The sequence below is a fragment of the Streptomyces sp. NPDC088762 genome (assembly GCF_044750905.1).
Taxonomy (GTDB): Bacteria; Actinomycetota; Actinomycetes; order Streptomycetales; family Streptomycetaceae; genus Streptomyces.
The window spans coordinates 72,410-93,065 of record NZ_JBIVKT010000001.1 but is presented as its reverse complement, the minus strand read 5'-3'; the positions used below and the strand labels follow the sequence as shown (position 1 = coordinate 93,065).

At 70.9% G+C, this 20,656-nt stretch carries 22 protein-coding genes and 1 tRNA gene; 5 read left to right on the top strand and 18 right to left on the bottom strand.

Going from position 1 to position 20,656, the window contains the following annotated elements; translation table 11 throughout:
- Nucleotides 1-3 precede the first annotated feature (3 nt).
- The 6 genes from ACIP5M_RS00395 to hppD all read right to left on the bottom strand — a co-directional run bounded on the left by ACIP5M_RS00395 (nt 4) and on the right by hppD (nt 4,452).
- Nucleotides 4-909, bottom strand: a complete 906-nt coding sequence (locus ACIP5M_RS00395; protein ID WP_401190346.1) for a hypothetical protein — start codon at nt 907-909, stop codon at nt 4-6.
- A complete protein-coding gene (locus tag ACIP5M_RS00390; RefSeq protein ID WP_401190344.1) occupies nt 906-1,832 on the bottom strand; it encodes an ABC transporter ATP-binding protein in 927 nt (308 codons plus the stop codon). The genes ACIP5M_RS00395 and ACIP5M_RS00390 overlap by 4 nt, the downstream gene beginning before the upstream one ends.
- Nucleotides 1,820-2,098 carry a hypothetical protein gene (locus ACIP5M_RS00385; protein WP_401190342.1) on the bottom strand — a complete coding sequence of 93 codons (279 nt, stop codon included), beginning with the start codon at nt 2,096-2,098 and terminating at the stop codon, nt 1,820-1,822. Before ACIP5M_RS00385 ends, ACIP5M_RS00390 begins: the two co-directional genes overlap by 13 nt.
- A 67-nt stretch (nt 2,099-2,165) precedes the next feature.
- Entirely contained in the window at nt 2,166-2,591 is a 426-nt protein-coding gene (locus tag ACIP5M_RS00380; RefSeq protein WP_401190340.1) for a hypothetical protein, read from the bottom strand.
- Between the two features lie 69 nt (nt 2,592-2,660).
- A complete protein-coding gene (locus ACIP5M_RS00375) occupies nt 2,661-3,008 on the bottom strand; it encodes a helix-turn-helix transcriptional regulator (RefSeq protein WP_401190338.1) in 348 nt (115 codons plus the stop codon).
- A gap of 298 nt (nt 3,009-3,306) precedes the next feature.
- Nucleotides 3,307-4,452, bottom strand: a complete 1,146-nt coding sequence (gene hppD / locus ACIP5M_RS00370; protein ID WP_401190336.1) for a 4-hydroxyphenylpyruvate dioxygenase — start codon at nt 4,450-4,452, stop codon at nt 3,307-3,309.
- Nucleotides 4,453-4,582: 130 nt separating this feature from the next.
- Here hppD and ACIP5M_RS00365 point away from each other — a divergent pair, with 130 nt between their 5' ends.
- The 4 genes from ACIP5M_RS00365 to ACIP5M_RS00350 all read left to right on the top strand — a co-directional run bounded on the left by ACIP5M_RS00365 (nt 4,583) and on the right by ACIP5M_RS00350 (nt 7,399).
- Nucleotides 4,583-5,059, top strand: coding sequence for an Lrp/AsnC family transcriptional regulator (locus tag ACIP5M_RS00365; protein ID WP_401190334.1), 477 nt, complete (start codon nt 4,583-4,585; stop codon nt 5,057-5,059).
- Between the two features lie 99 nt (nt 5,060-5,158).
- Nucleotides 5,159-5,851, top strand: coding sequence for an ArsR/SmtB family transcription factor (locus ACIP5M_RS00360; RefSeq protein WP_401190332.1), 693 nt, complete (start codon nt 5,159-5,161; stop codon nt 5,849-5,851).
- Nucleotides 5,852-5,897: 46 nt separating this feature from the next.
- The gene (locus tag ACIP5M_RS00355) at nt 5,898-6,104 is read left to right on the top strand and encodes a hypothetical protein (RefSeq protein ID WP_401190330.1); all 207 of its coding nucleotides are present in this window, start codon (nt 5,898-5,900) and stop codon (nt 6,102-6,104) included.
- Nucleotides 6,101-7,399 (top strand): MFS transporter, encoded by a 1,299-nt coding sequence (locus ACIP5M_RS00350; RefSeq protein ID WP_401190328.1) that lies wholly within the window; start codon nt 6,101-6,103, stop codon nt 7,397-7,399. The genes ACIP5M_RS00355 and ACIP5M_RS00350 overlap by 4 nt, the downstream gene beginning before the upstream one ends.
- Here ACIP5M_RS00350 and ACIP5M_RS00345 read toward each other — a convergent pair.
- From ACIP5M_RS00345 to ACIP5M_RS00320, 6 genes are all read right to left on the bottom strand, one after another.
- A complete protein-coding gene (locus ACIP5M_RS00345; RefSeq protein ID WP_401191807.1) occupies nt 7,329-8,111 on the bottom strand; it encodes a S16 family serine protease in 783 nt (260 codons plus the stop codon). The two genes, ACIP5M_RS00350 and ACIP5M_RS00345, sit on opposite strands and share 71 nt — an antisense overlap.
- Before the next feature lie 266 nt (nt 8,112-8,377).
- Nucleotides 8,378-9,019 carry an IclR family transcriptional regulator gene (locus ACIP5M_RS00340; RefSeq protein WP_215018318.1) on the bottom strand — a complete coding sequence of 214 codons (642 nt, stop codon included), beginning with the start codon at nt 9,017-9,019 and terminating at the stop codon, nt 8,378-8,380.
- A gap of 348 nt (nt 9,020-9,367) precedes the next feature.
- Nucleotides 9,368-11,152 (bottom strand): DEAD/DEAH box helicase, encoded by a 1,785-nt coding sequence (locus ACIP5M_RS00335; RefSeq protein WP_401190326.1) that lies wholly within the window; start codon nt 11,150-11,152, stop codon nt 9,368-9,370.
- A 115-nt stretch (nt 11,153-11,267) separates the two neighbouring features.
- On the bottom strand, nt 11,268-11,654 hold the full coding sequence (locus ACIP5M_RS00330; protein WP_401191805.1) for a type II toxin-antitoxin system death-on-curing family toxin: 387 nt from the start codon (nt 11,652-11,654) through the stop codon (nt 11,268-11,270).
- A gap of 131 nt (nt 11,655-11,785) precedes the next feature.
- Entirely contained in the window at nt 11,786-11,986 is a 201-nt protein-coding gene (locus tag ACIP5M_RS00325; RefSeq protein ID WP_401190324.1) for a hypothetical protein, read from the bottom strand.
- Between the two features lie 32 nt (nt 11,987-12,018).
- Nucleotides 12,019-13,485, bottom strand: a complete 1,467-nt coding sequence (locus ACIP5M_RS00320; protein ID WP_401190322.1) for an MFS transporter — start codon at nt 13,483-13,485, stop codon at nt 12,019-12,021.
- Between the two features lie 171 nt (nt 13,486-13,656).
- Here ACIP5M_RS00320 and ACIP5M_RS00315 point away from each other — a divergent pair.
- Nucleotides 13,657-13,731 (top strand) — tRNA-Cys (locus ACIP5M_RS00315).
- A gap of 70 nt (nt 13,732-13,801) precedes the next feature.
- Here the strand turns inward: ACIP5M_RS00315 and ACIP5M_RS00310 are convergent.
- The 6 genes from ACIP5M_RS00310 to ACIP5M_RS00285 form a co-directional block, all read right to left on the bottom strand.
- On the bottom strand, nt 13,802-14,512 hold the full coding sequence (locus tag ACIP5M_RS00310) for a hypothetical protein (RefSeq protein WP_401190320.1): 711 nt from the start codon (nt 14,510-14,512) through the stop codon (nt 13,802-13,804).
- Between the two features lie 6 nt (nt 14,513-14,518).
- Nucleotides 14,519-16,852: a hypothetical protein gene (locus tag ACIP5M_RS00305; protein WP_401190318.1), complete on the bottom strand. Its 2,334-nt coding sequence runs from the start codon at nt 16,850-16,852 to the stop codon at nt 14,519-14,521.
- A gap of 10 nt (nt 16,853-16,862) precedes the next feature.
- Nucleotides 16,863-17,285, bottom strand: a complete 423-nt coding sequence (locus ACIP5M_RS00300; RefSeq protein WP_401190316.1) for a hypothetical protein — start codon at nt 17,283-17,285, stop codon at nt 16,863-16,865.
- A 63-nt stretch (nt 17,286-17,348) separates the two neighbouring features.
- Entirely contained in the window at nt 17,349-18,527 is a 1,179-nt protein-coding gene (mycP, locus tag ACIP5M_RS00295) for a type VII secretion-associated serine protease mycosin (protein ID WP_401190314.1), read from the bottom strand.
- Nucleotides 18,528-18,554: 27 nt separating this feature from the next.
- Entirely contained in the window at nt 18,555-20,006 is a 1,452-nt protein-coding gene (locus tag ACIP5M_RS00290) for a hypothetical protein (RefSeq protein WP_401190312.1), read from the bottom strand.
- Nucleotides 20,006-20,533 carry a hypothetical protein gene (locus ACIP5M_RS00285; protein WP_401190310.1) on the bottom strand — a complete coding sequence of 176 codons (528 nt, stop codon included), beginning with the start codon at nt 20,531-20,533 and terminating at the stop codon, nt 20,006-20,008. Before ACIP5M_RS00285 ends, ACIP5M_RS00290 begins: the two co-directional genes overlap by 1 nt.
- Nucleotides 20,534-20,656 lie beyond the last annotated feature (123 nt).

The window sequence follows — 20,656 nt, the reverse complement described above, 5'->3', positions numbered from 1 at the left end:
CCGTCAGGCGGTGTCCCGCCTGCGGTAGGCCCAGGCTCCCGCGACGGCGAGGGCCAGGGTGAACAGGCAGTACACCGTCAGCCCCGCCCAGGGGGTGAGGTCGCTGCCCAGCATCGTCCGTGCGAAGGCGGCGTCCTCGGCGGTCGCGGCGCCGTCCGGGGAGCCGGCCATCGCGGCGCGGGCGGCCGCGAAGGGCAGCCATCCGCCCAGCCCGTCGGCGCCGGTCAGCCGGCCCAGCAGCAGCCCCGTCAGGCGCTCGGCTATCAGCGGCCACACGACGAGGACCAGCACGGTGCCGGCCCGGTTGCGCACGAGCGCGGCGACCGAGCCGGCCACGACGGGCCAGCAGGCCATCACGAGGACGAAACGCAGCAGTGCGGGCAGCGTCTGCCCCCACGCGGGCTGGGGCAGTCCGGCCAGGGCCAGGGACAGGGCGCCGGCGGCCCCGGCCGACAGCGCGGAGGCGGCCGCCACGGCGGCGGTGAGCGCCGCACCCACGCCGATCTTCGCTCCGAACGCCGTCGTACGGGAGGCGAGGGTCAGCCAGGTGGTCCGGGCGGCGCCGCGCGCGAGGTCGGTGCTGACCGGCCCGGTGCCGATCGCGATGAGGAGCAGGGCGAGCATCGGCACCTGGGTCGCGGCGGGCGACCACTGGAGCGCGTCGGCGACCGCCGAGGGAGTGGGGGCGGCGTCCGCACCGGCCACCAGCAGCAGGGCCACGCCGTTTCCGACGGCCAGGACCACCGCCAGGGCCAGGAGCACCCAGGTGGAGCGCAGACCGCGCAGGTGGCGCCACTCGTAGGCGGCGGCCCGGCGCAGGGCCGTGGAGGCGGACGGGGACTGGGGCAGGGGGGCCGGGGGCGCCGGCGTCGCACCGGGCGCGGGCGGCTGCCTGGTCGGGGTGCTCATCGGATGTGGAACTCCTCGTGCGCGACGGAGAGGTAGAACTCCTCCAGGGAGGGCGGCCGTTCGTCGAGCCAGCTCAGCGGCACCGATGCCTCGGCGGCCAGGGCCCCGACCCGGAAGCGGTCGAGCCCCCGGATCTCGATGCGGCCGCCGGCCGGCCCGTGCGTCGTACCGCCGGCCCGCGTGACGAGCTCGGCCAGCCGCTCGGGCTGCGGGCTCTCCGCGGTGACCGTCCCGGTCCGGGCGGCTATCTCCTGGACCGTGGTTTCGGCGACGACCTCGCCCTGGGCGAGGACGATCACCCGGTCGGCGAGTTGCTCGGTCTCCCAGAGCAGGTGGCTGGAGACGAGGACGGCCCGCCCCTCGCTCGCGAGGCCGCGCAGGAACGTGCGCAGCCAGCGCAGGGAGTGCGGATCGAGACCGTTGCCCGGTTCGTCGAGGATGAGGACGCGCGGATCGCCGAGCATGGCCTGGGCGATGCCGGCCCGCTGGGCCATGCCGAGGGAGAGGGCGCCGAGCCGCAGCCGGGCGGCTTCGCCGAGACCGACCAGGGCGAGCACCTCGTCGACCCGGCGGCGGGGCAGCCCCATGCCGGCGGCGACCATCTCCAGGTGGGTGCGCACCCGGTGGCCGGGGTGACCGGCGAGACCGCCGAGTACCGCTCCCACCACGTGCCCCGGGGAGCGCCAGGAGGCCAGCGGGCGGCCGAGGAAATACGTCTGCCCCTCGCCCTGGAGCAGTCCGAGCATCAGCCGGATCGCCGTGCTCTTGCCGGCTCCGTTGGCGCCCAGGAATCCCGTCACGGAACCGGCGGGAACCTGGAGGGAAACTCGGTTGAGAACGGTTTTCGGGCCGAATGTGCGCCCCAGGGAATGCGCGGTCAGACCGGTTTCCGATATTTCTCCCGGCGTATTCACCACGGCCATCCGTGCAGGTTCCAGGCGCAGAGTCCGATGATGACGAGGGCCACGGCACAGGTGGCCCCGCCCCAGCTCGGGCTTTTCTTCGACAGGGCGCAGTAGAGCATTCCGCCGAGGGTCAGGATCAGTCCCGCCCCGTACAGCAGCCATCCGATGGTGCGCCCGGTGGCGTTGGAAATGAGGAAGAACACCGGGAAGGTCAGCGCGAGCACGACCATGGGTACGGCGAAGAATGAGTCCACCGGGGTGGATCCGGATTTCCTTGTGGTCATGTCGCGCCTCCGTTTGTCGTCGTCATGGGGGCCGCCCCCCGGGGGTGCTCGGGGGGCGGCCGGGTGATCAGCCGATCCAGTTCAGCAGCTGGTCGAAGACCCAGGTCTGGGTGGCGCCGCTGAGCGCCCACCAGGCGGCCCGGACGGTCCAGTGCTGGTTGCCCATCCAGCTGTTGAAGGCGTTGCGGCCTTCCTTGGCCTTGGACGCGGCCTTCTTGAAGAGGCCGCCCGTCCGCTTCAGCAGCTCCATGAACGCCTTGCCCTTGGCGTTCGAAGCGGCCTGCTGAACGGCGGCCACGTCGGCCGGCGCGGCCGCCGGCGCCTCGGCGGTGCCGCCGAGCACCCCGGCGGAGGTCACCGCGCCGGAGGGGGTGTAGGTGGCGACCGCGGCCGCCGGGGCGGCCGTCTGGGCCGCGCTGGCCGCCGGGGCGGCCACGCCGATCGCCAGCGCCGCGACGAGGGAAGCGGCTGCGATACGGGCTGACTTGGTCATGCTGTTCTCTCTTTCAGCGACATGATCACTCGAACAGAGACAACTTTCGCCAGCCGGGTATCCCTTTCTCTATTGGCCGTTCGGGAGGGTCAGGCTTCCGTGCACCTCGGCGTGCCGGAGTATCGACAATGCCGTCGCATCGCCGCGCGACCGCAGATCGAGCTTTGTGATGATGCTGGACACGTGTGCTTTGACGGTGCGTTCGGCGATTCCGAGGCGCCGGGCGAGCAGCCGGTTGCTCTCACCGAGCCCGAGGAGATGCAGTACTTCCATTTCCCGGCGGGTCAGCCGGTCGAGGTCGGGAGCGGCCACGGACATCAGGTTCGGCGCCCCCAGATCGCAGTCGTGAAAGGGGTCGTGCGGGTGCCGGTCCTGCCGGTCGCAGGCACCGGACGTACGGACAGTCTCGAAAGCCATGAATGGTCCCCCGTGGTCATTCGCGAACAAGACGGTGAGGCCCCGCCGTTGGTCGGCGGCAGGGCGCTCACCGGCCATGTTTCCATCCCCTGGACCAGCCGATTTCATCCCGTGGAAGGACCGCCGGTGCCGGCCCGGCCCCCCGACCGGCGGGGCCGGATCCCCGCCGGTCGGAGGGGGGCCGCCGGCCGGCGGGGCGGTGTCCGGACATGCGAAACGGCCCGCCGGACGAACCGGCGGGCCGTATCGGTGCCGCGCGCGTCAGGGCAGCGCCGCGCAGCGGGTCAGGGGCAGCGGGTCAGAGGTTGCCGCGCTTCGCCTGCTCGCGCTCGATCGCCTCGAACAGCGCCTTGAAGTTGCCCTTGCCGAAGCCCATCGAGCCGTGCCGCTCGATCATCTCGAAGAAGACCGTCGGCCGGTCCTGCACCGGCTTGGTGAAGATCTGCAGCAGGTAGCCGTCCTCGTCGCGGTCCACGAGGATCTTCAGCTCGCGCAGGGTCTCGACCGGGACGCGGGTCTCGCCGGCCCACTCCCCCAGCGTGTCGTAGTACGAGTCCGGGGTGTCCAGGAACTGCACGCCCGCCGCCCGCATGGAGCGGACCGTGGCCACGATGTCGTTCGTCGCCAGCGCGATGTGCTGGACGCCCGCGCCGCCGTAGAACTCCAGGTACTCGTCGATCTGCGACTTCTTCTTCGCGATCGCCGGCTCGTTGATCGGGAACTTCACCTTCAGGGTGCCGTCCGCGACGACCTTCGACATCAGCGCCGAGTACTCGGTCGCGATGTCGTCGCCCACGAACTCCTTCATGTTCGTGAAGCCCATGACCTTGTTGTAGAAGGCGACCCACTCGTTCATGCGGCCGAGCTCGACGTTGCCCACGCAGTGGTCGATGGCCTGGAAGGTGCGCTTGGCCGGGGGCTCGACCATCGGGTCGACGGCGACGAAGCCGGGCAGGTACGGGCCCGTGTAGTCGCCGCGCTGCACGAGCGTGTGGCGGGTCTGGCCGTAGGTGGCGATCGCGGCGAGCGTCACCGTGCCGTGCTCGTCCTTGACCTCGTACGGCTCGTCCAGGCCGCGTGCGCCGTGCTCGACGGCGTACGCGTACGCCGCGCGGACGTCCGGGACCTCGATGGCCAGGTCGATCACGCCGTCGCCGTGGTCGGCGACGTGCTCGGCGAGGAAGCGGCCGCGGTCGGTCGTCGCCTTGATGACCGACGTGAGGACGAAGCGGGCGGCGCCGTTGGTCAGGACGTAGCTGGCGGTCTCGCGGACGCCGTTCTCCGGTCCGGAGTAGGCGACCAGCTTCATGCCGAAGGCGGTCGAGTAGTAGTGCGCGGCCTGCTTGGCGTTGCCGACCGCGAAGACGACCGCGTCCATGCCCTTCACCGGGAAGGGGTCTGCCTCACGCGCGGTGTGCGGGGTGGTGTCGAGGGTCTCAGTCATGAGCGCAGAGTCCCGCCGATCCACAAGCTGCGCAATAGTTTCCTTTTCTGCTGTACAGACTGCCCAGCATCGCCGGAGGATGGTTGAAACATCTGTGCACTATGACCACCCCGGAGCCAGGGAGGCACCCATGGGCATCGACGACCTCGACGGCCGGCTCATCGTCCTGCTCGCCCGCGAACCCCGCATCGGTGTCCTGGAGGCCTCGCGCCGCCTCGGCGTGGCGCGCGGGACCGTGCAGGCCCGGCTGGACCGGCTCCAGTCGAACGGGGTCATCCGCGGTTTCGGCCCGCAGGTCGATCCGGCGGCCCTCGGCTACCCGGTGACCGCCTTCGCCACCCTGGAGATCAAGCAGGGGCAGGGTGCCGACGTACGGACCCATCTGGCGGGGGTCCCGGAGGTGCTGGAGCTGCACACCACCACGGGGCACGGGGACATGCTGTGCCGGCTCGTGGCGCGGTCCAACGCCGACCTGCAGCGGGTGATCGACCGGGTGGTGGGGTTCGAGGGGATCGTGCGGGCCTCGACCGCCATCGTCATGGAGAACCCCGTGCCCCTGCGGATCATCCCGCTGGTCGAGCAGGCGGCCGGGGACGACAGCCGTTGAGCGGAGCCGGCGAGCGCGGTGCGCGCGCAGCGGAAGTTCCAAAGGAGTAGTTGCAAAGAAACCCTTGCATAGGAGTCTTTGCAACTCTATCGTCGAGGCATGCCCGAGAAGAACGAAGCCGCAGGAGCCGCTGAAGCCGCCGGAGCGGACGCCACCGGAGCGGAAGCCGCCGAAGCCGCAGGAGCGGTCACGGGCCCCGCGTCCGCCCAGGCGGCCGCCGAGCCCGAGATCCGGGTGCTCGACGCGCACGCCCTGCGCGGTCTCGCCCATCCCCTGCGCATGCGCCTGCTGAGCGCCCTGCGCCAGGGCGGTCCGGCCACCGCTTCCCAACTCGCGGCGAAGCTCGGCGAGTCCAGCGGGGCCACCAGCTACCACCTGCGCCAACTCGCCGCGCACGGGTTCGTCGAGGACGCACCCGAGCACGGCAAGGGCCGGGAGCGCTGGTGGAAGGCCGCCCACGACGGCACGGCCTTCGACGAGGCCCTGATCTTCGAGGACGACCCGGCGACGCGCGCCGCGGCGGACGTCTTCCTCTCCGAGATCACCAAGGTCCACGCGCAGGAGCTGACCACCTGGCTCGGCACCGCGCACAGCTGGACGCCCCAGTGGCGCGGCGCCTCGGACCTCAGCGACTTCACGCTCAGGCTGACCGCCGAGCAGAGTCGCGAACTGGTCAACAGGCTCCATGAGTTGATCAACAGCTACCGCGACCTGCCGCACGCGCCCGACGCCGAAGGCGTGGAGACGGTCCGTTTCCACACGCACGCCTTCCCGCGCCGCTCCGCCGAGTAGTTCTGCCGCGCGCACCCACACTCCACTTCGCAGAAGGAGTCCCGCCATGCACGCCTTCCTCCATGCCCACACGCACGCCGCCCGCACGGCCGAGCTCGCCGCCCAGGCCGCCGCCTGGCACTTCGTCCGGCAGACCGCCCCCGCCACCCCCGCCCTGCGCAACCGGCTCGGCGAGGCCCTGATCGGCGCCGGCATACGCCTGATCGAGCCGGCCCACATCCACGCCCGCGTCCAGCACCCCCACGCGGTATGAGCAGACGGCCGTTCACGGCCGTCCTGGCCGCCAACACCATTTCCATCGCGGGGAGTTCACTCACCCTCATCGGTGTCCCGTGGTTCGTGCTCCAGACCACCGGCAGCGCCGGGCGGGCCGGCATCGTCGCCTTCTGCGCCACCCTGCCCGTGGTCATCGCCGCGCTCGCCGGCGGCCCGGTCATCGACCGGATCGGCCGGCGCCGCGTCTCCGCCGCCTCCGACGTCATCTGCGGCGTCGCGGTCGGTGCGATCCCGCTGCTGCACCGCGCGGGCGTGCTGGAGTTCTGGATGCTCTGCGCGCTGATGGCCGTCGGCGGCCTCGTGCACACCCCGGGCCTGACCGCCCGCTACGTCCTGCTCCCCGACCTCGCCGCGCACGCGGGCACCACCCTCGCCCGGGCGGCCGGCCTCTACGACGCGGTCTCCCGCGGGGCCCGGATGATCGGCGCCGCGCTGGCCGGCGTACTGATCGCGGCCTTCGGCGCCGAGACCGTACTGCTGCTGGACGCGGCCACCTTCGGGGCCTCCGCCCTGCTGGTCTCCGCCTTCCTGCACGGAATCGCGGCCGCCGAACCACAACGGGCCACCGGTAAGGCCTCGTTCGCCACCTACCGGGCCGAACTGGCCGAGGGCTGGGCCTTCCTGACCCGGTCACGGCTGCTGACGGGCATCACCCTGATGGTGATGATGACCAACGGCCTGGACCAGGGCTGGTCCTCGGTCCTCCTGCCGGTGCACGGCCGGGAAGCCCTCGGCGGCGCCACCGCGCTCGGCCTGATGATCTCCCTCTTCGGCGGCTTCGCGCTGCTGGGCGCCCTGCTCTACGGGGCGTGGGGCGAGCGGTTCCCGCGCCGGGTGGTCTTCGCGGCGGCGTTCCTGCTGTGCGGGGCCCCCCGGTACGTGACGGCCGCCCTCACGGACACCGCACTGCCGCTCGCGGTGGTCATGGCGCTGGCCGGCCTGGGCGCGGGCGTGCTCAACCCGGTCCTGACCACGGTCATGTACGAGCGGATCCCAGAGGAGCTGCGCACCCGCGTGTCAGGGGTGAGCACCGCGGGCTGCGAACTGACCATGCCGCTCGGCGGACTGGCGGCCGGCCTGCTGGTCGACGGTTTCGGGGCGCCCCGGGCGCTGCTGCTGTTCGGCGGCGCGTACCTGCTGGTCACGCTCGCCCCGCTGGTCTTTCCGGCCTGGCGCGGACTGGAACGGGACCGTACCCCGCTCAGCAGGCCGGAACGGCCTCTCCCCGGTTCAGCGCACGAAGGGCGTTCACCGCATCCGTCAGCGAAGTGACGGGGACCAGCCGGAGCCCCTCGGGGAGTTCCGCGCGGGCGTCCGAGCACTCCGCCTTCGGTACGAGGAACACGGTCGCCCCGTCGCGCCGCGCGGCCTGGGTCTTCAGGGCCACGCCGCCGACCGCGCCGACCGCTCCGTCCGCGGAGATGGTGCCCGTACCGGCGATGGAGCGGCCGCCGGTGAGGTCGCCGCCGGAGCCGTCGCCGTCGAGCTTGTCGACGATGCCGAGGGAGAAGAGCAGCCCGGCGCTCGGACCGCCGACGTCGGCGAGGTTCAGCTCCACCTTCACGTCCTTCGGGTCCTTGTGGAGAAAGCCGAGGGCGGCCTGGGTGGCCGTCGACTGCGACTTGGCCATTTCCTCCAGATTGTGCGCCTCGATGTCCTTGTCGCTTCCGCCCGAGGAGTAGACCGCCTCCCTGGGCAGGACGGCCCGGGTGGTGTCGAACCAGTGCCTGACGAGCTCGGACAGGTTCACGCTGGTGGAAGGCCCGGTCGCCTGGATGGTGGTCATACGGAGCTCCCCCTTCGTCGGCCGGGCGGGCGCCCCGGAGACGACGATGACGGCCTTCCCGTCCCGCTCCCCGAGCACGTCGGCGGTCAGCCCCGGCTGAGCGATCACGAACGGCAGCGGCGCGAACACCGCGGCGGCGAACAGCCCGATGACCGGCACGGCACAAACGGCCAGGGCGGCAGGACGCGGCAGACGCATGAGACGAGAGAGCACGCCCCCAATCTATCGGCCCCCTCACCCCCACCCGGCCCACCGACCCCACCGGAGCACTCCCGGGGCAACTCCAGCGGCGGAGGCAACTCCAGCGGCCGGGGCAACTCCAGCGGCGGGGGCAACTCCAGCGGCCGGGGGCAACTCCAGCCCCGCCGGCGTTTGAGGCGCGGGGGCCCGGGGGCAGCGCCCCCCGCAACGGCGCCGCACCCGGCAACGCACCGGCGGCACACGAGGAACCGCCAAGGCCGCGCCTAGCGAAGGGCGTCGGCGACTTCCCGCGCCGCATCCACCACCCGCGGCCCCACCCGCTCCGGCACCGCGTCGGCCAGCATCACGACCCCCACGCTGCCCTCCAGCCCGGTGATCCCCACGAGCGGCGCGGCAGCGCCACTGGCGCCCGCCTCCAGCTCCCCGTGGGTCAGCGTGTACCCCGGCTCGATCAGCTGTCCCTGACGGGCGGCCAGGATGGCCCGCCCGGCGGCCCCGCGGTCCAGCGGGTGGCGGAAGCCGGCCCGGTAGGCCACGTGGTAGTCCGTCCAGGTCGGTTCCACGACGGCGACGGCCAGCGCCTCGGTGCCGTCGACGAGCGTCAGGTGCGCGGTGGCCCCGATGTCCTCGGCGAGGGACCGCAGCGCGGGCAGGGCGGCCTCGCGCACGAGCGGATGTACCTGCCGGCCCAGCCGCAGCACCCCGAGCCCGACCCGGGCCCGCCCGCCGAGGTCGCGGCGGACCAGGGCGTGCTGCTCGAGCGTGGCAAGGAGCCGGTAGACCACGGTGCGGTTGACACCGAGGCGGTTGGAGAGCTCGGTGACGGTCAGACCGTGGTCGGTGTCGGCGAGCAGTTTGAGGACTCTGAGCCCTCGGTCGAGAGTCTGGGAGGTTTCCGCGGTCACGACGCCTCTCCCTCTTTCGGTGAGCGGCGGTGACTCTCTGGGTGGCACGCCGCCGGTCCCTCGGCGACGCATGGAGAGGCCGCCGGTAGCGGCCATGGCACCGGCTGCGCTCCCGCGGCGGCGCTGCCACGGTGCGTTCGATGCGGGGACAGTAGCGAGCAGGTCCGCTCAGCGGAAGGGCTCGTCCAGAATCCGGGCGCCTGCTACCGCTATATACCGATTCCGGAAGACCCCCGGCCCCACGGCCCCGCCGCCCACGTGCACCGAAACGCGGTCGTACGACCCTGAGCCGGACGAAGTCCGTGCGAACCTCCGCACGGACCCCGTTTCATCCCCTGTGGGAATGGATCACCGCATACGGGTGGCCCACTCCTGCACCTTCTTGATCCGCTCGCGCAGCTGTCCCGCCGTCGCCTCCGCGCTCGGCGGCCCGCCGCACACCCGGCGCAGCTCCGTGTGGATCACCCCGTGCGGCTTGCCGCTCTGGTGGACGTACGCGCCCACCATCGTGTTGAGGGACTTGCGCAGCTCCAGCAGCTCCTTGTGCGAGACCACCGGCCGCCGGTCGGCCGGCAGCTCCAGCAGGTCCGCCTCCGCGTCCGGCTTGCGCCGGCTGTGCGCGATCTGCCGCGACTGGCGCTTCTGCAGCAGCATCTGCACCTGGTCCGGCTCGAGCAGTCCGGGGATGCCGAGGTAGTCCTGCTCCTCCTCGCTGCCCGGGTGCGCCTGCATGCCGAACTCGGCGCCGTCGTAGAGCACCCGGTCGAAGACCGCGTCGGACTCCAGCGCCTCGAAGGACATCTGCTCGTCCTCGCCGGTGTCCTCGTCCTCCAGCTTGTTCGCCTCGTCCATTTCCTTCTCGGACTCGGCGTACGGGTCCTCCTCGCCCTGCTTCTTCGGCTTGTCGAGGACGTGGTCGCGCTCGACCTCCATCTCGTTGGCGAAGCCGAGCAGGTAGGGAATGGTCGGAAGGAACACGGATGCCGTCTCGCCGCGCCTGCGGGACCGCACGAAACGCCCGACGGCCTGCGCGAAGAACAGCGGCGTCGAAATGGTGGTGGCGTACACCCCCACCGCGAGGCGCGGCACGTCGACGCCCTCGGACACCATGCGGACCGCGACCATCCAGCGGTCCTGGTTCCCGCTGAAGGTGTCGATGTTCTTCGAGGCCCCGGCGTCGTCGGACAGCACCAGGGTGGCCTTCGTCCCGGTGATCTCGCGGATCAGCTTGGCGTACGCGCGCGCCGAGTCCTGGTCGGAGGCGATGACGAGGCCGCCCGCGTCCGGGATGCCCTTCCTGACCTCGGTCAGCCGCTGGTCGGCGGCGCGCAGCACGTTCGGCATCCAGTCGCCGCGCGGGTCCAGCGCCGTGCGCCAGGCCTGGGAGATGGCGTCCTTGGTCATCGGCTCGCCGAGGCGCGCGGCGATCTCGTCGCCCGCCTTCGTCCGCCAGCGCATGTTGCCGCTGTAGGAGAGGAAGATGACGGGCCGGACGACGCCGTCGCCGAGGGCGTTCCCGTAGCCGTAGGTGTAGTCGGCGGAGGACCGCCGGATCCCGTCGTTCCCCTCCTCGTACGTCACGAAGGGGATGGGGTTCGTGTCGGAACGGAAGGGCGTGCCGGTCAGCGCGAGCCGTCGCGTCGCGGGGTCGAAGGCCTCCAGGCAGGCCTCGCCCCAGGACTTCGAGTCGCCGGCGTGGTGGATCTCGTCGAGGATCACGAGGGTCTTGCGCTGCTCGCAGCGGTTGCGGTGCAGCATCGGCCGTACGCCGACACCCGCGTAGGTGACGGCGACCCCGTGGTAGTCCTTGCTGAGCGGCCCGGCGGAGTACTCGGGGTCCAGCCGGATGCCTATCCGCGCCGCCGCCTCCGCCCACTGCTTCTTGAGGTGCTCGGTCGGCGCGACCACGGTCACCTGCTGGACCACGTGGTGGTGCAGCAGCCAGGAGGCCAGGGTCAGCGCGAAGGTCGTCTTGCCGGCGCCCGGGGTCGCCACCGCGAGGAAGTCCCGCGGCTGCGTCTCGATGTACCGGTTGAGGGCACCCTCCTGCCAGGCACGCAGCTTGCTGGCGGTGCCCCACGGCGCACGGCCGGGGAAGGCGGGTGAGAGGTGGTGGGAGGCGGTAGTAGTCACGGTCTCCGGTTCGTAGCTCTCGGCGGTCGTACGTAGGACAACCGGGCCACCTTACCGGGGCGGGCCCGCCCCTCGCGGAGGGACAGGCCCGTGACCTCGGGCGGTGCGGCGAGGGTCACACCGGCCGCAACGCCCGCAACCGGCCCGCGATCACCGGCACGTCGGTCTCGGCACCGGCGGCCACGTCGACGACCAGCCCGTAGGCGGCGTCCTGGTCGCAGTCCGCGAGGTCTGCCCCGTTGACGGCGAGGAAGGTCGCGGCCGCGAGCCAGGCGGTGCGCTTGTTCCCGTCGACCAGGGGATGGTTCGTCGCGATGCCGTGCAGCAGTGCGGCGGCCTGCTCGTACGGGTCCTCGTACGCGGGAGTCCCGAACATGCGCGCCCGCGGCCGGTGCACCGCCGACTCCATCAGTCCGGGGGCGCGCAGTTCGACGGGCTGGTCCTGGGCGAGACAGGCGAGCCGGGCCAGGTCGAGCACCTCGGCGAGGGTGAGGTGGCGCACCGCCGCGCGGCTGGGGGCGGGACGGTCGGCGGTGCGGTCGGCGGTGCGGTCGGTCGTGCTGTCGGCGGCCGGGTCGGCCGTGCTGTCGGCGGCCCGGTCGGTCGCGCGGTCGGTCGCGCTGTCGGTCGCGGTCACGTGCCGAGCCGCTTCAGGAGCGGGGCGTGCCGCTGCGCCAGCCGGGCCGCCGCGTGGCCGACGTGCTCCCGCTCCCGGCGCAGGTGTGCGCGCAGCGCCGCGAGGGCCTGGTCCTCGGGCGTGGTGCCGGTGGCGTCGGCGAGGTCGGCGAGCTCCGCCTGCTCGGCGGCGGAGAGCCGCACGGTCAACTCGTTCATGCACACAGCGTAAGGACGGCAGGGCGGCCCGGTCAGCCGGATTTCGCGGGCGCGTGCTCGTTCAGACGGGTGGCGACCCAGGCCCCGGCGAGCGCGATCGCGGCCATCGGCAGGAACACCACGGTGAAGGCGGCCGGGTGCGCGGCCGCCCCGTCGGCGGCGACCGTGTGGGCGGCCCCCACCGCTCCCCCGCCCAGCGCGGCGAAGGCGGCCCCGCCCGCGGCCAGCAGCACCACGTTCGCCAGGGCGTCGGAGATCTGCAGGGCGGCGGAGTTCGCGCCCGCCTCCTCCGGCGCGGACAGCTTCAGCAGCAGCACGCTCGTGGAGCCGATCACCAGCCCCATGCCGAGGCAGCCCACGGCCCAGGCGAGCGCGAGCGTCCACACCGGCACGGACGGGATCAGCACCGCCGGGGCCGCGGCGATCGCGAAGGCCACCATCACCATGCCGGCCACCATCAGCCGCTCCCGGTACGGCGCCATCCGCCCCTTCGACTGCACCCACGAGCCGCCCGCCCACGTGAGCCCGCCCAGCGCGAGGGAGAAGCCGGCCAGGGTCGGGCTGAGCCCCCGCTGGGTGACCAGCATCAGCGGCACGAAGCTCTCGGCCGCGATGAACGACCCGGCCGCGACCCCGCGCAGCAGCACCACGGACGGCAGCCCGCGCCGGGCCAGGTAGGTCCCGCGCGGCAGCAGCCCCCGCACGGCGGGCACGAGCAGGGCCGCGCCGGCGACGCCGGGCGCCAGCGACAGCCACCGCAGGTCCTGGGCGGCGTACTGCAACAGCCCCGCACCCACCGAGATCCCGAAGGCCAGCCGGATCCGCCGCCGGTCGAACGCCGCGGGCGGCGCGCCCGTGTCCACCGGCCCGGAGGCGGTCCGCCGGATCGCGGGCAGCGCGACGGCGAGCGGCACGACCACGAGGGCCGGTATCCCGAGGAACACCCACCGCCATCCGAGGTGCTCGGTCACCGTCCCCGCGGCCAGCGGCCCGACGATGGACGGCACCACCCAGCTCGCGGCGAAGGCCGCCATGATGGCGGGCCGCAGCCGCTCCGGGTAGGCCCGGCTGACGACGACGTAGAGCGCGACGATGACCAGCCCGCCACCGAAGCCCTGCACGGCCCGCCCGAGCACGAACACCCACATGTCCCGCGCGGTCCCCGCCCCCACCAGCCCGGCGGCGAAGGCCCCGATCCCGACGGTCAGCGGCCGCAACGGCCCTTGCCGGTCGGCCCACTGCCCGGACAGGACCATGCCGAAGAGGCTGGTGGTGAAGTAGGCGGAGAAGGCGAAGGCGTAGAGCCCGATCCCGTCCAGCTCCCGCGCCGCCACGGGCATGGCCGTCCCCACGGCGGTGGCCTCGAAGGCGATCAGAAAGATGACGGAGATGATCCCGATGCTGAGCGTCCGGTACGCGACCCCCATGATCCCGCCGGACAGCGGGACCGGGGTGACCGAGCCGGTCTTCTCGGGGGCGGAGGGTTCAAGGGCACTCATCGCCCCAGAGTAAGGCGCACCCCGCCCATTCACCCCTGTCAATTAGTCGGAGCCGAACTCCTCCTCCGGACCTACGACTGTGAACGCGACATGGCAGTCGTGTTGCGCCCCCGGCGCATCCCTTCCGCCGCCCGGCGCAGGCCCGTACGGTCTTACTCGTCACCACCACACAGCCGTGTGCCCGAGTGGTTGAGGGACTCGCCTGCAAAGCGAGTTACGCCGGTTCGATTCCGGTCACGGCTTCCAGGCAAGCCGCTCAGGGAAAGGCGCACCCCTGAGCGGCCTTCGCCATGCCCGGGCCGCGGGCCTCGCGGCCTCACACGGTCGGCGCGGCCTTCTCCTTGACGACCAGCTTGTCCGGCAGCCCGCCGTTGTTCTTGCAGCCGAGTTCCTTGGCCATCGCCAGGGCCGCCGAGTGGACGATGGCGAGGTTGGCCTCGCGCAGCTCGGGCTCATCACCCTTCGAACCTTCCGACACGTTGACGCTGGCCTCGACCGGCACCGCCTTGTCGGGTCCTGCGAGCCTGCTGCTGGCGCAGTCGAAGTACAGCCTCGCCTGGCGCGAGACCGCCAGGGCGTTGCGGCCGAGGTCGTACTCCCAGTAGTGGCCCTTGCCGCTTTCGCTGTTCTCGCCCGTCCGCTGCAGCTCACTCTCAATCTCGAAACTCACCGAGACCTTCCGCCGGTTCTTCTCGTCCAGTGGAGTGGCCTTGCAAGCCTGCCCGCCGAGCGAGGCGCCGATTTTGGCGTAGCCGCGCGACAGCACTCCGGCCACCCACCTGACACCCGCGCTGTCTCCCTCCTCTGGCTGCGCGAACAAAGTGGCCCCGGTGAGCTTCTCGATACCGCGGACCGCGTCGGGAGCGAGCATGCCCTCCGGACAGACCTGTGCCCCGGACAGTTCGGCAGGCCCGCTGGGCCCGTCGCCGTCGCCGGAACAGCCAGCGAGCAGCACCGCACCCACGACGGCCACGGCCAGTGCCACGACACGCCGGTCTGCGATGCCCGTCTTCTTTGGAGTCACCATCGTCCCTCAGTCCTCCGTGACGGGCTGATTGCCCGTGTGCCGCTCGAGTCCCCAGCCCGTGTTGTAGCCGGTCTGCGAGGACTGCCTGAGGACCTCGTCGAGCGGGTCGGTTTCGCTGACCGGGTGACGGGTCAGGAACCGGTCCACCGGTCCGGAGGCATTGGCCTCACCCTGGGTGTACACGCTCTGCTTGTCATGGTGCGCCTGGGCTTCCCTGCGGTCCTTCTCACGGTCACCCTCGGCCTCGGACCAGTCCCCGATGAGGTTGCCTGCGACCTGCTCCAGCGCACCACTGCCCGTGTCGACCGCCAGCGGCACGACGACGGCTGCCACTCCGGCCGCCGCCGCCGTGGCGGGCAGGAACGCGACACCCGCCGCGATCCCCGCCGTGGTGCCGAACTCGATCCACCCGGAGCGCTTCTCCGCGGCCTTGTCGTAGTCCTCCGTCCACTTCTTCGCGTCGGCTTCGATCTGCTTGCCGCGCGACTCATCCAGAATGCCCTGGAACTCTCCCCCGGTCCGCGCCGCCTCCATGAGCCCGCTCTGATTGAGCTTTCCGTCATGCCCCACCTGGGATTCCAGCATCGAAGCCTGGAAGACCGACTCCGCCTGGGACATCGTGAGGTAGGAATCGGGATGCTGACCGAGGCTGCTGAGGAACTTCCGCGCGGCGTCGCGCTCGAAGTTCGCGTGCCCTTCAGCCGCCTTGGCGAACACGCTGTCCGAACGGTTGTCGTTCAGCCCGTGGTTCAGGTCGTCGATGTACCCCGCGCCCATGTTCCCCAGGCTATCCGCCAGTGACTCCTGGTTCTTCAGCAGCTCGGCGCTCCCTCCGTATTTGGAGACGACCTCCTGCATGATGCGCGAGGAGGTCTCATCCCTCACCAATTCCGGCTTGGGGTCGTCCCAGGCGTGGCCGAGGGTCGCCGCCTCCAGGGCGTGACCGAGCGCGTCCGGCATGTACTGCTGGACCTTCTTCATGTCGTCCGGATTCGTGCTCTCCGTGTCGATCGTGAAGTCGTACTTCTCGTTGCCGAAAAAGTCGAGGTAGTTCTTGATCGGCTTCTTGTCCTCGCCCTTGCCCAGGTCGGCCGGACCGGACTTCTCGGTCCCGTCCTGGTTGTACGCGTGCGGCGTCCGCTCAGGGTCGAAGAACTCCTTCGCGGCGTCCGGGCTGTGGCCCATCGCCTCCAGGAAGCTGACCACCGGGTCGTAGCCGGCGCCGTTGACGCCGGAGGGGTTGAACAGGTTCTTGCCGTACCCGTTGATGTGCCGGGTCGAGTTGAAGAAGTCCGGGTCCTTCGCGTGGATCTGGGTCGCGTGCTCGGCGATCGGGACCAGGAACTTCGGGTCGTAGTTTCCGTACCGCATGATGCCGCCGAGCAGCTGATACCCGTAGGGCGGATTCTGGTCGTACTTGGCGAGCGGGATGTGCTGTGTGCCGAGCTTGCGGAGATCGTTCGCGAACGAGTCCGGCAGGTGCGGCTCGTTCTTGGAGTTGGTGGCGGTCGCGAGGTTGAGCCCCAGGTTCTTCTGGAGGTCTTGGACGTCCTTGAGCCGCTGCTTGTCGAGCTCGGAGTAGTCGTAGGTGTCGGTAGACATGTATCCGAAGAACTCGAGCGACCCCTTGGGGCCGAGCTTCTCGTAGAAGTTCTTGGAGAACTCCGGGACCTTCGCGTTGTCCGCCAGCAGCTCGTTGAGCTCCACGAGCTCGTCGTGGCTCAGCTCCCGCCCCTTCTTCGCAAGGTCGGCGGCACGGCCGGCCTGCTCGGCGTCGAGGCTGCCGTACGTGGGCCCGCTGAAGTTGTGGGAGTCCGTCACGTTGGCGCTGAGCATGCGGGCCAGCGACTGGTCGGTGTCGTCGCAGTTGTCGATGATCGCATCGATCTTCTGCTGCCACAGCCCACGGTTCTCACGCATGGACCGCTGGTAGTCGGGGTCGTGCCGGGCGGCATTCCGCTCGCCCTCGGTGGCCGGGGGAATCTCGGACACCCGGCCGGAGGCGTCGACCCGGAATCCGGCGGCGGGGGCCTCCTCGTTCGCGATCTTCCTGAGCTGGTCGCGGGAGGACTTGAAGACGGCCAACCCCTGGGATAAGGCCGTGTGGACACCCTTGGCTTCCTTGGCGGCGTCCTCGAACTCCTTGGCCGTCTTGTCGACGAAGGCCCGACCGACGGAGGCCGTGACCCCGTTCCACTCCGCCTTGGCAGCCTTGGCCTTCATACCGTTGCGGGCGGCCTCGGCGAGCTCGTCCAGCTTGGTCGCCATCGCCTGCCAGTCGGCCACTGCCGTCTGCAGCTTGTCCACCGGGGCGTTGAGCACGTTCTCGTACGTCAGCATGTCGGCTGCCCTACTTGAGGTACTGGTCGATGGCGGAGGAGGTGAAGTCGGCGTGGAGTTGCTGCTCGTCCTTGGCGTGGGACTTGAGGGAGTAGTTCAGGCCGTTGGAGATGTTCGCGCAGGCTGCGACGAGGGTCTTCACCTGGGTCTCCCAGGTGGTGTGGGCCTTGAGGAGTGCCGCCCCGCTCGCGAAGCTCTCCTTGGTGAGGGCGCCTGCCGCCTCCGTGGTGGCCGTGGCGGCGTGCTTGCCGTCGGTTTGGAGGCGGGTGTGGAGCTTGTACGCCTCGGAGCCGATGGCGCCGATGTGGTCCTGGTTGAGTTCGAGGTCGCCGCCGCCACCGCCGCCCGGCTCGACGGGGACGTGGTTCAGCCTCATTGAGACATTGGCGGTGGCCGTGGCGCGCGCCGCCGCCCATTCCTCGTCGAACGACATCGCGTGAACTCCTGTGGGGGGGCAGGTCCGGTCAGCGGGTCAGTTGTGAGTGGTCGGCGCGAGTCAGCGCCTGTTGCGGCTTACGACGACCGCGGTGACGGCCCCGCCGATGAGCACGCAGGCTCCCAGACCGAGGGCGATCCAGGGAAGGCTGCTGCCGCTCTTCTTCTCCTCGGCCTGGGCCGCCGGCTTGGGGGCCGCCGTATCGGGGGCCTTGCCGTCGGTGGAGGGCGAGGGGTTCTTCGCCGGGTCCGCGGCAGCCAGGTCGGGCAACGGGTACACGTCGGCCGGGCCGGGGTCGCCGGGGTTGGGGACGGCGATGCGGGGGCGGACGATGCCGTAGCCGATGTAGTCGTTGCGCTGGGCGCCGTCGGTGGGCTTGCCGGCGGTGTTCAGGAGGACTCGGAGGACCTGGTTGTTGGTCCAGTCGGGGTGGGCGGACCAGAGGAGGGCCGCCGAGGCTGAGGCTAGGGCGCTGGCGTCACTCGTGCCGTGGGTCTTGCACAGACCCGACTTGCCGGTGCAAGCCATGACGATATCGATGCCCGGAGCAGCCAGGTCTACTTGGGGGCCGTGCTGTGTCTCCTTGGTCGGCTTGCCGTCGGCATCCACCGCACCAACGCCCACGACTCCTGGCGTCGCACCCGGATATGCGACCTCGTTAAGCGTATCGCCGGAGTTGCCGACAGCAGCGAAGATCAGCTTTCCCTTCGAAAGCGCGTACCTCACCGCCTCGGCCCGCTCCCGGTCGGCCTCGGGCTTGCCGGGCCTCCCAGAGGAGATATTGATGATCTTGGCATCCGAGTCCGCCGCCCACCGAATGGCCGCGGTCTTTGAGGGGGTGTCGTCCCCCTCCAGCACGTTTGGCACACGGATCGGCAGGATCTTGGCGCCGGGTGCCAGTCCATAGGCGCCGTCGCCGCTCGGGTGCTTTCCGGTTCCGGCGATGAGTGCAGCCATGCCGGTGCCGTGGCCGTCATAGTCTGTGTGCTCGTCGCCGTCGGCCTTCCCGGCCAGGAAATCCTTGCCGGGAAGCACCTGCCCTTCCAGCTCCGGGATGGTCTTAACGCCGGTGTCAATCACCGCGACGGTGATCCCTTTACCAGTGCTGATCTTCCAGATGTCGTCGGCCTTCATCGTGTCGAGATGCCATTGTTGCGAGCGAATGGTCTCCGCGTGGGCCGGGGTCGCAGCGACCCCGGCCAGCAGCAGGCCCACCAGGGCCGAGGTCGCCTTGCGCATGTGCATCCCGTACAACGTCCGTTCTGCTCAGTCGATCACCGGCGGGACAACACGACGGTCGCCCTGCCAGGTCTCTTCGTCCTCGGCCAGGTAATCGGGGCGTTCGCCGCCCTGGTTCTCGCGCCGCCTGCCCGGAGTGTGCGCGCCCGCACCGGTGCCGGCTGCTCCACCACGCACTAGGCCCGAACCGCCCTGGGTAAAAGGCTGTCCGCCCTTGGCCGGGTGAGCGCCCGCCGCAGACTGACGCCCGCCGACGATACCTCCCGGCTCCGAAGCCAGCCGACGGCCCACTGGGGAACCGGCCACGCCACCGTGGGCGCTGCCGCCCATGCCTCCACCCATACCGCCCATACCGCGACCGGCCTGAGTGCCGCCCATCGCGCGACCGGTCTGCGTGCCTTCCGTACCGATGACCGTGCCACGCGGGATGCTCCTGCTGGGACCGCTGGTCGGCACCTGGCGGCCGCCCAGGATCCCGTTGTCCTGCGGGGGCAGGCCGGCGAACGGGCCTGGCTTGCCCAGGCCCTTGGCGCCACCGAGTCCCTGGAGCGGTCCCTGGCCACCGGGGCCAAGGCCGGGCACCTTCGGGCCGCTGGTCGGTGGGAGGGTTACGGGCGGGATCGGGAGAAGGGGGCTGGGTCCACCGGGGGTGACGGGCACCTGGGGAACGGGAGTACCCGTCGGCGGAGGCAAGGTCGTCGTGGGTGGCAGCGTCGTCACGTGGTCGAGGTCCACGCTCACGTTGGGATCCGGGATCCCGGGCAGCGGCGCCGGCCCGGTCGTCCGAGGCACCGTGCTGTCCGGCTGCGGTTGGTGGCCAGGAACCCACCCAGGCTCGTTCGTTTGCCCTGCTCCGGGACCGGCGGAAGCCACGTATGAGGAACCACCCGAGCTGGCCGCTACACCGCCAGGTCGTGCCATGTCCTCACTTCCGCCGCCATAACCGTCCGGCACGAACTCCTTCGGCGGCGGCGGGAACGTCGGGATCTCCGCCTTGTTCATCTCGGAGGACGACTGCTCGTACTTCTGCGCCAGGTTGTTCATCAGCCTGACCGCCTCGCGGTGGTCGGCGTCCAGCTTCGCTTCCGCTTCCTTGCTGACCGCCGGCGCGTCAGGGTCGTTGTGCGCCTTCTTGGCCGCTTCCAAGTTCTTCGCAGCGCCCGTGTCGTACGCGGGCATCTTCTGCGCCTCGGTCATGACCTGTACGGCGTCGCCCATCCACTTGGACCCCGCTGCGCTGTAGTCGCTCAGCCGCAGCGTGGCGTTGCCGGCCCTGCCGACCCACTCCTGGAAGGCGGTAGCCGCTTCGCCCTCCCAGCCGGTGACCTGGTGCTTCTTGAGCGCCTCGCCGATCTTCTTGATGTCATCGGACGCCTTCGCCAGCTGGTCGGCCCGCTCCTTGACCGCGGCCGGGTCCAGCGAAGCGATCATCTCTCGCAGCTTCTGGTGCGAGTAACCGTCAAAGTTCGTTGCAACCATCAGTGGTTACCCCCCTTGCCAGCAGTACCCGGGTGCTGCGAGGCCTCCAGCTTGCGCTTCTCCTCCGGATACGGGTCGCGCTCCGGCACGTACTGCTTTTCTGCCTGCTGGGCGATGGTGGCCATACGACGCTTCGTGTCGTCATCCACGTCGCTGAAGCCCTTGCCCGCCGTCGAGATCGCGATCCCCAGCGCCTCGATCTGGTCCGCCAGCCCCTTCGAAAGCTTCTGCAGCTCCGTGATCACGGTGTCATACGACTTGAAGAGGGCGTCCGCCTCCGGGAAGCCATGGCCGAGCTTGCCCGCCGGCAGGGTGCCGTGTGCCAGCTTCTTGTGGTCTGCGTCCGAGCCGGTGAGGTCGTCCAGCAGGGCCGTCACCATGTTCTTGTATTCCGTCAGCGAGTCGTACTCGACCTTCAGCGCCGCCGCGGTCGCCGCCTGTGCCGCCGCCTGCGCACTGATCGCCGCCGCCGCTACGCTCGCCGAAGCGCCTACTCCGAGCAGACTCGGCCCACTCTCCACTGCCACGATGGCCTCCCCGACTCCCCGTCTCCCCGTGGTCACGGCGTCACCGACGCCGCTCCCCGTCCCCGTTCGCACCCGTTCGCACGCGCACGTGCACACTCTCACCGATCACTCTAGCGACCGGCG